The sequence below is a fragment of the Rhizobacter sp. P5_A1 genome, assembly GCF_056400745.1.
The window spans coordinates 280941-291561 of sequence record NZ_JBFUKR010000006.1; the positions used below are offsets into that span (position 1 = coordinate 280941).

The window sequence follows — 10621 nt, forward strand, 5'->3', positions numbered from 1 at the left end:
CGTCAGGCCAGATCCGTCGACTGGATGCGCTTCACGCCCTTCGCGGTCATCTGCTTCCAGGCCGCGGCGAGCGAGCCGTTCAGGTCGATGCCGCGCGTCGCGTCTTCGATCACGTAGACCGTGAAGCCGGCCTTGCGCGCGTCCATCGCGGTCCAGGCGACGCAGAAGTCGGTCGCCAGCCCGGTCACGTACAGCGTCTTGATGCCGCGCGCCTTCAGGTAGCCGGCCAGGCCGGTCGCGGTCTTGTGGTCGGCCTCGTCGAAGGCCGAGTAGCTGTCCATCTCCTTGTGGAAGCCCTTGCGGATGATGATCTGCGCGGTCGGCAGCTTCAGGTCCTTGTGCAGCGCGGCGTCTTCGGTGCCCTGCACGCAGTGGTCGGGCCAGAGCACCTGCGTGCCGTAGCTCAGCTTCGTGGTCTCGAACGGCTTCTTGCCCGCGTGCGTGCTCGCGAACGACGCGTGGCCCGGCGTGTGCCAGTCCTGGGTGACGACGATGTTGCCGAAGCTCGCGGCGAGCTTGTTGATCACCGGCACGACGGCCTCGCCCTCCTTCACCGGCAGCGTGCCGCCGGTGACGAAGCAGTTCTGCACGTCGACGACGATCAGCGCGCTCGCGGCGTCCGGCTTGATCTTCGCGGCCGCGAAGGCGCTGCCGCCGGTCACGGCCAGCAGGCCGGCGCCGGACAAGGCCTTCAACAGGGTTCTGCGCTGGGGGGTGTGCATGACGGGACCTCCGGTGGATTGAATGACGATGTTGCCGTGCCGCGCCGAGCACTACACGCTCAGGTACGCGCGCCGCACGTCCTCGTTGGCCGCGAGTTCGGCCATCGAAGCCTGGTAGCGGATCTGGCCCTTCTCGAGCACGTACGCCCGGTCGGAGACGAGTTCCGCGAAATGCATGTTCTGCTCGGACAGCAGGATGCTGACCCCCTGCGCCTTCAGCTCGAGGATCATCAGCGCCATCTGCTCGACGATCACCGGCGCGACCCCTTCGCTGGGCTCGTCCAGCAGCACCAGGTAGGGGTTGCCCATCAGCGTGCGCGCGACCGTCAGCATCTGCTGCTCGCCGCCGCTCATGCGGCCGCCCGGCCGATCGGGCATCTCGCCGAGGTTCGGGAACAGCCTGAACAGCTTCTCGGTGGTCCACAGCGGCGCCGCGCTGCCGTCGGCCCAGGCGCGCGCCGGCTGCTTGCCGACCTCGAGGTTCTCGAGCACGCTCAGGTCGGCGAACACGCGGCGATCTTCCGGCACGTAGCCGAGGCCGAGGCGCGCGACCTCGTGCGGCTCGGCCTTCGAGACATCGTGGCCGAGAAACGAGATCCTGCCCTGGCGCTTCGCCAGCATCCCCATCAGCGCCTTCAGCGTCGTCGACTTGCCGGCGCCGTTGCGGCCCATCAGCGCGACGACCTCGCCGCGGCCGACGTGCAGGCCGACGTCGTAGAGGATCTGCGCGGCGCCGTACCAGGCGTTCAGGCCCGTGGCCTCGAGCAAGGGCGTGCTCGTCGTCATGCGGTCGCCGCCTTCCTGGCCTCGAAGGTCTTGCCGGTGCCGAAGTAGACCTCCTGTACCTTCGGGTGATCGCGGATCTCGGCCGGCGCTCCGGAGGCGATCAGGCGGCCGCGCGCGAGCACGATGATGCGGTCGGCGTGCGCGAAGACGACGTCCATGCTGTGCTCGGTGAACAGCACCGCGATGCCGCGCTCGACGACGAGGCGCTTCGTCAGCGCCATCAGCTCGTTGCGCTCCTTCGGCGCCATGCCGGCGGTGGGCTCGTCCATCAGCAGCAGCTTCGGCGCGTTCGCCATCGCGATCGCGAGCTCGACGCGCTTCACGTCGCCGTAGGCGAGCACGCTGCACGGCCGATCGGCCTGCGCCTGCATGCCGACTTGGGCGAGCAGCGCGAGCGCCTCGTCGCGCCTGTGGTCGGCCGCGCGCCGCCACATCGAATAGAGCTTCGCGTCGAGCGAGATCAGCGCCATCTGCACGTTCTCGACCACCGTCAGCGACGCGAAGGTCTCGGCGATCTGGAACGTGCGGCCGACACCGCGGTGCCAGATGTCGCGCGGCCTGCGGCCGATCAGCTCGACGCCGTCGAGCACGACCGAGCCCGTGTCGGCGCGCAGCTGGCCATTGACCATGTTGAAGGTCGTCGTCTTGCCGGCGCCGTTCGGCCCGATCAGCGCGAGCAGCTCGCCGGCCGCGACCTCGAAGCCGATGCCGTCGACCGCGCGGTTGCCGCCGAACGACTTGCCGAGGTTGTTGACTTTCAGAAGGCTCATGCCTCGACCTTCTTCCAGCGTGCAAACACCCCGCCGACGAAGCCGGCGATGCCCTGCGGGAACGCGAGCACGAGCAGCAGGATGACCCCGCCGAGCAGCGCGCGCCAGTAGTCGGTGTTGCGCGCGACCGCGTCCTGCAGCCAGGTGAAGGTGACCGCGCCGACGATCGGCCCGGCGAGCGTCTGCAGGCCGCCGAGCAGCACCATCACGAGGCCGTCGACCGAGCGGCCGACGGCCACCGCGTCGGGCGAGATGCTGCCTTTCGAGAACGCGTACAGCGCACCGGCCAGCCCGGCGAAGACCGCGGCGATCACGAACGCGACCCACTGGATGCGCTTGACGTCGATGCCGATCGCGTCGGCGCGCAGCGGCGAGTCGCGGCCGGCGCGCATCGCGTAGCCGAACGGCGCGAACAGCGCGCGCCGGATCAGCAGCACGCCACCGACCACCAGCGCCAGCGTCAGGTAGTAGTACGTGCGCTTGTCGGCGAGCCACTCGGCCGGCCAGACGCCGGTCAGGCCGTTGCTGCCGCCGGTGAAGTCGTCCCACTGGAACACGACCGACCAGACGATCTGCGAGAACGCCAGGGTCAGCATCGCGAGGTAGACGCCCGACAGCCGCACGCAGAACCAGCCGAAGACCAGCGCGCCGGCCGCGGCGACGAACGGCGACAGCAGCAGCGTCGCCTCCATCGGCAGCCCGAACGCGCGCACGCCGAGCGCCGCGCCATACGCACCGAGCCCGAAGTACGCGGCATGGCCGAACGAGTGCATGCCCGCCGGGCCCATGATGAAGTGCAGGCTGGTCGCGAACAGCGCCGCGGTCAGCAGATCGATCGCGAGCACCGTGAGGTACGGCGAGCTCGCGGTCGCGACCGGCCACGCGAGCAGCGCGAGCAGCAGCACGCCGCCGGCGATCTTCGTCAGCCGGTCGGCACGGCGCAGCGGTGCCTCCGGCGGCGCGGCGCTGCGGCTCGCCGCCTGCGCCTTGCCCATCAGGCCCCAGGGCCGCACGACGAGCACGATCGCCATCACCAGGAACTCGACCACCAGCGTCAGCTTCGAGAACGAGAACGCGACGCCGAAGACATCGACCGTGCCGATGCCGATGCAGATCGCCTTGACCTCGGCGATCAGCAGCGCCGCGACATACGCGCCGGGGATCGACCCCATGCCGCCGACGACGACGACGACGAAGGCATCGCCGATCGTCTGCAGATCGAGCCCGAGGTTGGCCGGCTCGCGCGGCAGCTGCAGCGCGCCGCCCAGGCCCGCGAGCATCGTGCCGAGCGCGAACACGGCCGTGAACAGCCAGGCCTGGTTGACGCCGAGCGCGCCGACCATCTCGCGGTCTTGCGTCGCGGCACGCACCAGCGTGCCCCAGCGCGTGCGCGTCAGCAGCAGCCACAGCAGGCCGAGCACGGCCGGGCCGACGACGATCAGGAACAGGTCGTAGGTCGGGAAGCGCCGGCCCAGGATCGAGACGGCGCCGGTGAACCCCGGCGCGCGCGGCCCGAGCAGGTCTTCGGGGCCCCAGAGCCACAGCGCCGCATCCTTGATCACCAGCATCAGCGCGAAGGTCGCCAGCAGCTGGAACAGCTCGGGCGCGCGGTAGACGCGGCGCAGCAGCGCGACCTCGACCAGCGCGCCGAGCGCGCCGACCGCGAGCGCCGCGAGCAGCAGCGCGGGCCAGAACCACGCGCCGCCGCCGAACTTCTCGACCAGCGCATACGCGCCGTACACGCCCAGCATGTAGAACGAGCCGTGCGCGAAGTTGACGATGCGGGTGACGCCGAAGATCAGCGACAGCCCGGCACCGACGAGGAACAGCGAGGAGGCACCGGCCAGGCCGTTGAGGAGCTGGACGACGAGGCCGGAGAGGTCCATGAAATCAGGCGCGGCTCGGCATTCAGAGCTCGGCCGGGCGCAGCTTCCTGACCTGTTCGTTCGACGGCAGGAACTTCGCGCCGTCGAGGTACTTGTAGTCGACCATCACGCCCTTGCCGCCTTCGTTCTTCGTCTTGCCGACGAACGCGCCCATCGTCGACTGGTGGTCTTCGGCGCGGAACATGAACTTGCCGAACGGCGAATCCATCTGCAGCCCGGCGAACGCGGCAGCGAGCTTGTCGGCCTCGGTGCCCTTGGCCTTCTTCACGCCGGCCGCGATCGACTTGATCATCGTGTAGCCGACGACCGAACCGAGGCGCGGATAGTCCTTGTACTTCGCGTGGTACGCGAGGAAGAAGGCCTTGTGCTCGGGCGTCTGGATGCCGTACCACGGGTAGCCGGTGACGATCCAGCCGTTCGGCGTTTCGTCCTTCAGCGGATCGAGGTACTCGGGCTCGCCGGTCAGCACGCTGACGACCTCGCGGCCCTGGAACAGCCCGCGCGTGTTGCCCTCGCGGACGAACTTCGACAGGTCGGCGCCGAACAGCACGTTGAAGATCGCATCCGGCTTCGCATCGGCGAGCGCCTGCACGACACTGCCGGCGTCGAGCTTGCCGAGCGGCGACGCCTGCTCGACGACGAACTCGACATCGGGCTGCGCGGCCTTCAGCAATTCCTTGAACGCCGCGATCGCCGACTGCCCGTACTCGTAGTTCGGGTAGACCAGTGCCCAGCGCTTCTTCTTCAGCTTGACCGCCTCGGGCACCAGCATCGCGGCCTGCATGTAGGTGCCGGGGCGCAGGCGGTAGGTGTACTTGTTGCCGCTGGCCCAGATGATCTTGTCGGTGAGCGGCTCGCCGGCGAGGTAGAAGAACTTCTTCTGCTTCGCGAAGTCGGTCAGCGCGAGACCGGTGTTCGACAGGAACGCGCCGGCCAGCACGTCGATCTTCTCGCGCGAGACCAGCTCCTCGGCGGCGCGCACCGCGTCGCCGGGGCTCGCGTTGTCGTCGCGCGTGATCAGCTCGATCTTCTTGCCGTTGACGCCGCCGGCCGCGTTGATCTCTTCGACCGCCAGCTCCATGCCCTTCTTGTAGGGCTCGAGGAAGGCGGGCTGCGCCTTGTAGCTGTTGACCTCGCCGATCTTGATCGTGCCCTGCGCATGGGCGGCGAGTCCGCTGGCGGCAAGGACGGCGGCGAGCGCAAGGTGCCCGAAGTGGCGACGTTGGATCATGGCGGAGCTCCTGAGAGTCGTGACGGTGATTGTGTCGGGTGGTGACGCTGGCGGTCGGCTATCGCAGCCCGTCCTCGCCCTTGATCTCGTGGGCCTGCAGGCCACCGATGCGCGGCAGCGGCCGGCCGCTGTCGGTGACGACGACCGCGACGACGATCTCGTTCGCGCGCGGCGCGTCGGCGACGCGCGCCTCCATCGCGTCGAAGTGGCTGCGCACGAACGCGGCGTCCTTGTGGCCGAGCGGCACGTCGATCGCGGTGCCGAGGCCGCCGCGCTTCTTCGCCGACGGCACCAGCGCGGCGCCCTTCTCGACCGCGCGGCGCAGCGGCGCGCCGAGTTTCGGGTGCAGGATCGCCGCCGCATGCTCGAGCTCGCCGGCCTCGCCGACGATCGCCGCCTTGCCATAGCTCTGCGCCGCGCCGGGTGCGATGCCGAGCGCCGCGACGCACTTGTCGCCGAGCAGGCCGCCGAGCTCTTCGCCGATCGCGATCAGCGCGTCGAGGTTCTCCTCGAAGCGGCCGGCGCACGGGTTCTCGATCACGGCCATCGCGAGCGCGCGGCGCGTCGGCGGGGTGATCGGCCGGCCCATCTCGATGCGGGTTTCGTCGACCTGGACGACGAGCTTTCGGATCTTCGCAAGCATGTCTCTTTCCTTCTCGTCAGCGCAGGCCGTTCCACTGCGCAATGTCCTGCGCCTTCAGCCCGCCGACGCGCGCGTGGACGCGCGGCCCGGTGCTCATCGCGAGGATGAACACGATCTCGTCGGCCAGCGGCGCGCCGGGCACGCGGACCTCGATCGCGTCGAAGTGGCTGCGCACATAGGCGGCGTTGATGTGGGTCATCGGCACGTCGAGCGCGGCACCGGGGCCGCCGACCTTCTTCGTCGACGGCACGATCGCCAGCGCGTTGGCGGTCTGCGCGGCCACCGGCCCGCTCGGCGGCGCCGAAGCCTTGCCGGCCGCGTAGGCTTGGGCGTCGCCCTTCCAGCCGAGCAGCTCGCGCATCGCATAGCCGCCCGGCACATGCCACAGAGCACCATGCTCGAGCTCGCCGGCGCTGCCGACGATCGCGCCCTTGCCGTAGCCCTCGATGCGCTCGACCGGGACGTCCATCGCGGCGAGCAGCTGCCGCGCGATCGCGAGGCCGACCGGCTGCAGCGCATCCATCATCGGCAGGATGTCTTCGACGTAGCGGCTCGCGAACGGGTTCGTCAGCACCGCGCCGATCGCGCCGCGCCGCAGCGGCAGCGCAGCGACCGGGCCGAACTCGTGGTGGATGTCTTCGACGTGCGTGAAGACGCGGCGGATCGCGATCACTGGAGGGCTTCCGTCAGCAGGTTGGAAAAGTCTCGCATCTCGATTTTCATTAAGCAAATACTGAACCAAGTTCGCCGGGCGCGGTGGCCAGAAGCTGCACCGACGGCGGCGGTGCATCGACGCTGCTGGCGCGATGTTGGCACACCAGCAGCGCTGCATGGATCAGCCCGTCGCGCTGCAGCGCACGGGCGCGCCGCACCCCGGACAGAAGCGCGGCCTGCACCTGCTCGCCGGCCAGCGGCGGCACGTTGACGGTGACCGGAAGCTCGCCGAGATCGCTGTCGTCCTTCAGTTCGTTCGCGGGCCGGCGTTCGATGCGCGCGTCGTCGACATTCACCGCGTTCGCGATCACCGTCGCGGCCGCATCGGCCATCGCGGCGCTGCGCGCGAGCACGGTGACGCTGTCGGCGATGCCGAGCGAGAAGCTGCGGCCGCGCCAGCCGCTGGTCGCGACGCCGCGCACCGGCAGCGCCGCGCCGATCTCGAAATCGCCGTCGATCCGCGGCGCGCCGTCGGCCGGGTCGAAGCGCGCGAGATCGGCGAACAGGCCGACCTTGACCGATGCGCCCGGGCTCAGGTGCAGCGCGATGTCGCCGCCGTTGTTGACCCACGCACGCCGCACGCCGTCGCGCTCGTAGCACGCGATCAGCTCCTGCGCGACCGCGCCGGCGACCGCCGCCATCGGCGTGATGAACTGCGCGTGGTAGGGCCGGCACGCGATCCACATGCGGCGCGCGATCACGCCTTGCAGCGGGCACGGGCCGCGCACCGGCAGGCGCAGCGCACGCAGCTCGGCGACGAGCTCCGGCAGCACGGTCTGGAAGCGCGCCCACGCCGCATCGTGCGCGATCTCGAGCGCGCGCGTCTCGCCGTCGGCGCCGATCACGAGGTCGATCGGGCCGTGCTGGAAATGCCAGCGGCCGCCGGGCAGGGGGGCGCGTTGCGGCTGCATCATCAGTCTTCAGCCGAGCAGCGGCGGCTGCCCGAGCGGCCATGGGTTCGCGGCTGGCAGCGCCTCGAAGCGGCGCGCGGTCGGTGCGCCGTCGTCGTGCCAGGCGCCGCGCGCGAGCGCATCGGCGAGCGATCGCACCTGCGCGAGGTGCCCGCCGAGCGCGCGGTAGTCGGCCAGCTTCATGCTGAACTCGATCGGCGCGACGATCGCCGGCGTCGGCACGGTGCCGAAGCTGTTGTCGGGCATGCGCGCGACATCGACCATCACGGTGATCCCGCCGCCGGGCCACACATAGGCCGGCGCGCCGCCGCAGGTCACGTTGACGACGGCCTGCTTGATCGAGCGCGTCAGGCGCACCGGGTTGTCGGTGACGCCGGCGCGCAGGCTGCCGCCGGCGCCCGCCAGGAACAGCACGGTCGCGAGCGACGGTTCGCAGTTCTCGCCGATGCGCTCGACCACGGCCCGAACCGGCGCCGGCAGCGCGCGCGGCTGCGGTGTCAGCGTCGCGTCGAGTTCGTACCACGCGGCGTGCTCGCCGGTCGTCGAGACCATCAGCAAGGTCAGCCCCGGCCACGCGAGCGATTCGTCCCAGCCTTCGACGATCGCGAGCGGATCGGCGAGGTCGGTGCCGCCCCAGCCGGTGCCCGGGTTCGCGACCTGGAAGTAGCGGCCCGGCGTCGACTTGCGGCCGCGGATCCTGATGCCCGAGGGCCGCATGTCGAGGCAGCGGCCGGCCTGGTGCTGGGTCAGCACGCCGGTGATGTGGTCGTCGACGACGACGACCTCGTCGGCGCAGCCGAAGAACTGCTTCGCGAAGATGCCGACCGTCGCCGAGCCGCAGCCGACGCGCATGCGCTGCTCCTCATTGCCGTTGACGATCGGCGCCTTGCCGGCCTGGATCACGATCTGCGAGCCGCCGTCGATCGCCAGCTCGACCGCCTGCTTGTTGCCGAGCGCCAGCATCATCTCGCAGGTCACGCGGCCTTCCTTCTTGCTGCCGCCGGTCAGGTGGTGAACGCCGCCGAGCGACAGCATCTGCGAGCCGTATTCGGCCGTCGAGACGTGGCCGACGACCTCGCCCTTGCAGCGCACGTTCGCCTGCTCGGGGCCGAGCCAGCGGTCGGTGTCGATCTTCGCCTTGAAGCTGCAGTAGCTGAAGATGCCCTCGGTGACGACGGTGACCATGTCGACCCCGTCGACCGTCGAGGCGACGATGAACGGCGCCGGCTTGTAGTCGGGATAGGTCGTGCCCGAACCGATTCCGGTGACGAAGACCTCGTCCTGCGTGGCGAGCGGGTTCGCGGCGATTTCAGCCTCGGTCTCGGCGCCGCGCGCCGCGAACGGCACCAGCGCCGCGTCGGCGCTCTCGAGCGTGCGCCGCAGCAGCACGACCGGGTCGACCCGCACCAGCACGCCCTGCGCGTTCGCATACCGATCGCAGGCGCCGGTCTTGCCGGGCGAGATCTGGCACAGCACCGGGCAGGCGTTGCACTCGATCTTGTCGCTCGCCATGCGCTCGTTGCGCGGGCGCGAGCGGTCGAGCACCGGCGGCACCGACGCCTCGGGCATCGTCTCGGGCAGGCCGTCGGTCTTTGTGTGCTCGGCCATGTCGGTTTCGGTCCTCGCGGTACGATTGGGGTAGACCCTGATCAGTTGACCGTGATCAATCGCGGCGCCATCGTTTCATGTAGTATTTACTGAACGACGGTGTTGCGGATACTACATGGCCGCCCTTGCCAATGCAACGGCCGACGCAACCGAGCAACTCCCACCCGCTGGACCCCGACCATGAGCGCCTTCAACGAAGAACGTGTGCTGAGCGTGCACCACTGGACCGACAAGCTGTTCACCTTCACGACCACGCGCGATCCGGCGCTGCGGTTCTCGAACGGCCACTTCACGATGATCGGGCTGCGCGTCAACAACAAGCCGCTGCTGCGCGCGTACAGCATCGTCAGCGCCAACTACGAAGAGCACCTCGAGTTCCTCAGCATCAAGGTGCCCGACGGCCCGCTGACCTCGAAGCTGCAGCACATCCAGGTCGGCGACACGGTCATCGTCGGCAAGAAGCCGACCGGCACGCTGGTGATCGACTACCTGACGCCGGGCAAGCACCTCTACCTGCTCTCCACCGGCACCGGCCTGGCACCGTTCATGAGCATCATCCGCGACCCGGACACCTACGAGCGCTTCGAGCAGGTGATCCTGGTGCACGGCGTGCGCACCAAGGACGAGCTCGCGTACCACGACCTCGTCACCGAGCACCTGCCGGCGCACGAGTTCCTCGGCGACATGATCAGCAGCAAGCTGCGCTACTACCCGACCGTGACCCGCGAGGCCTACAAGAACATGGGCCGGGTCACGAACCTGATGGAAAGCGGCAAGCTGTTCGCCGACCTCGGCCTGCCGGCGCTCGACCCCGAACACGACCGCGTGATGATCTGCGGCAGCCCCGGCATGCTGCGCGACCTGAAGCACATGCTCGAACACCGCGGCTTCAAGGAGGGCAACACCTCGACGCCCGGCGCGTTCGTGATCGAGCGCGCGTTCGCCGAGCAATGAGCGCTCCGGGATGAAGCCAGCACTGCTCGCGGGCGTTGGAGCGGCGAAGGCGAGAGCGGGCAGGCCGGCGAGGGCTGAAGCCGCGCCCCCGACTGCGTCGGGGGTGCCCTGCGCTGCTCGGCGCTGGCTTCCTGATGCCCTCGCCGGCCTGCCCGCTCTCGCCTTTGCACCACCGCTGAGGACTGCGGCGCCGAAGCGCTCGACGGTGCCCGAGCCGGTGCGGGGTGGCCGGCCGGTGGGCTGTGTGCGACGCCGAGAAGCGCAGGGCTCCTGGCCGCGCGCGCAGCGCGCTTCGTCAACTGACTCGTCGCGGCTGTCTGAGTGCAGTGAGCGCAGCGAACGGAGCGAGTTCGGCGACGGGCCAGGAGACCGAGCATCGCAGGGTACCCCTCGCGC

The 10621-nt window shown here is 69.8% G+C and carries 10 protein-coding genes; 1 reads left to right on the forward strand and 9 read right to left on the reverse strand.

What is annotated here, in order from left to right; all coding sequences use genetic code 11:
• Window positions 1-2: 2 nt before the first annotated feature.
• From pncA to AC1DTW_RS09385, 9 genes are read right to left on the reverse strand one after another with little or no spacing between them, the layout of a single operon-like run.
• Entirely contained in the window at window positions 3-722 is a 720-nt protein-coding gene (pncA, locus tag AC1DTW_RS09345) for a bifunctional nicotinamidase/pyrazinamidase (RefSeq protein ID WP_477980776.1), read from the reverse strand.
• Window positions 723-773: 51 nt separating this feature from the next.
• The gene (locus AC1DTW_RS09350; RefSeq protein WP_477980777.1) at window positions 774-1508 is read right to left on the reverse strand and encodes an ABC transporter ATP-binding protein; all 735 of its coding nucleotides are present in this window, start codon (window positions 1506-1508) and stop codon (window positions 774-776) included.
• On the reverse strand, window positions 1505-2278 hold the full coding sequence (locus tag AC1DTW_RS09355; RefSeq protein ID WP_477980778.1) for an ABC transporter ATP-binding protein: 774 nt from the start codon (window positions 2276-2278) through the stop codon (window positions 1505-1507). Before AC1DTW_RS09355 ends, AC1DTW_RS09350 begins: the two co-directional genes overlap by 4 nt.
• A complete protein-coding gene (locus tag AC1DTW_RS09360; RefSeq protein WP_477980779.1) occupies window positions 2275-4164 on the reverse strand; it encodes an ABC transporter permease in 1890 nt (629 codons plus the stop codon). The genes AC1DTW_RS09355 and AC1DTW_RS09360 overlap by 4 nt, the downstream gene beginning before the upstream one ends.
• Window positions 4165-4186: 22 nt before the next feature.
• Complete coding sequence (locus AC1DTW_RS09365) at window positions 4187-5395, reverse strand: ABC transporter substrate-binding protein (protein ID WP_477980780.1); 1209 nt, start codon at window positions 5393-5395, stop codon at window positions 4187-4189.
• Between the two features lie 58 nt (window positions 5396-5453).
• Window positions 5454-6038, reverse strand: coding sequence for an amino acid synthesis family protein (locus AC1DTW_RS09370; protein WP_477980781.1), 585 nt, complete (start codon window positions 6036-6038; stop codon window positions 5454-5456).
• Between the two features lie 16 nt (window positions 6039-6054).
• Entirely contained in the window at window positions 6055-6711 is a 657-nt protein-coding gene (locus AC1DTW_RS09375) for an amino acid synthesis family protein (protein ID WP_477980782.1), read from the reverse strand.
• A 49-nt stretch (window positions 6712-6760) separates the two neighbouring features.
• The gene (locus tag AC1DTW_RS09380) at window positions 6761-7663 is read right to left on the reverse strand and encodes a UPF0280 family protein (RefSeq protein ID WP_477980787.1); all 903 of its coding nucleotides are present in this window, start codon (window positions 7661-7663) and stop codon (window positions 6761-6763) included.
• A 9-nt stretch (window positions 7664-7672) separates the two neighbouring features.
• Window positions 7673-9271, reverse strand: coding sequence for a 6-hydroxynicotinate reductase (locus tag AC1DTW_RS09385; RefSeq protein ID WP_477980783.1), 1599 nt, complete (start codon window positions 9269-9271; stop codon window positions 7673-7675).
• 180 nt (window positions 9272-9451) lie between these two features.
• Between AC1DTW_RS09385 and AC1DTW_RS09390 the strand changes: the two genes are divergently transcribed.
• Window positions 9452-10225: a ferredoxin--NADP reductase gene (locus AC1DTW_RS09390; protein WP_477980784.1), complete on the forward strand. Its 774-nt coding sequence runs from the start codon at window positions 9452-9454 to the stop codon at window positions 10223-10225.
• Window positions 10226-10621: the final 396 nt, after the last annotated feature.